The sequence below is a fragment of the Pseudomonas sp. AMR01 genome, assembly GCF_041946035.1.
Classification (GTDB): Bacteria; Pseudomonadota; Gammaproteobacteria; order Pseudomonadales; family Pseudomonadaceae; genus Aquipseudomonas; species Aquipseudomonas antarctica_B.
This window is the reverse complement of record NZ_JAUTYR010000104.1, coordinates 1-713: the sequence shown is the minus strand read 5'-3', so window position 1 is coordinate 713 and position 713 is coordinate 1. Positions and strand designations below refer to the sequence as shown.

Sequence of the window (713 nt, the reverse complement as noted above, 5' to 3'; positions counted from 1 at the left end):
ACGAGATTATAACTCTAAGAGTTAATCTCATTAAAACAACAGTTATGAAAAGTATGTTTGAAAAATTGCAAGATTATTTCAATAATACTTCCCGAGAGCAAGTAGTCAAAGATTGGGAATTATCTTCTAAATACGATGAAGTGATTTCTCCAAACGTGGAAGAATTTATTGAATGTTCTCGTTACTTTTTTGAATTGGAAAAGGAAATCCCAGATTTAAATCAAGAAAGTTTTGTCAATAACATTAAAAATCCGAATTTTAGTTCGGATTTTTTTTTGAACAACACTTATGGAAAAAGCAAGTTTCTCGATCGAGAAATACTTATTTAGTAAAGTCAATATAGACCTCGAAAATCATACATCTAATAAACGTTCTATTGATTTTAAGCCTTCGGGTGTATTTAAACAAGATTCTTCCACTTACGACTTAACCTTTGATTTTTCAGCGTACACTGAAAGTGATAAAGATGCTCAACCTTTTGTTACCAGTCGTTGTATAGGTACATTCAAATTCTCTTCTCTCTCTTCATTTGAAGAAATTCCATCTTATTTTTATAGGAATAGTATAGCGATCTTATTTCCATATTTACGGGCTTTTGTTAGTATGGTAACAATCCAGGCAAATATTCCTCCGGTTGTTCTCCCAACAATGAACCTTGCCAGTTTAGAGGTGCCCCTAAAAGAAAATACAAAGATAGCTTAAGTACATTTTTG

General features: G+C 31.7%; 2 protein-coding genes. Both read left to right on the top strand.

All coding sequences use genetic code 11. The features are described 5' to 3' along the window. Window positions 1-329, top strand: a 329-nt coding sequence (locus Q7C20_RS26735) for a hypothetical protein (RefSeq protein ID WP_375071190.1), incomplete at its 5' end; no start/stop codon positions are given. Beyond that, complete coding sequence (locus Q7C20_RS26730) at window positions 289-702, top strand: hypothetical protein (protein ID WP_375071189.1); 414 nt, start codon at window positions 289-291, stop codon at window positions 700-702. The genes Q7C20_RS26735 and Q7C20_RS26730, both read left to right, overlap by 41 nt. The last annotated feature ends 11 nt before the right edge of the window (window positions 703-713 follow it).

Excerpts from the sequence above, each read along its gene's own strand:
- Q7C20_RS26730 (WP_375071189.1), top strand. The coding sequence starts at position 289 with ATGGAAAAAGCAAGTTTCTCGATCGAGAAATACTTATTTAGTAAAGTC.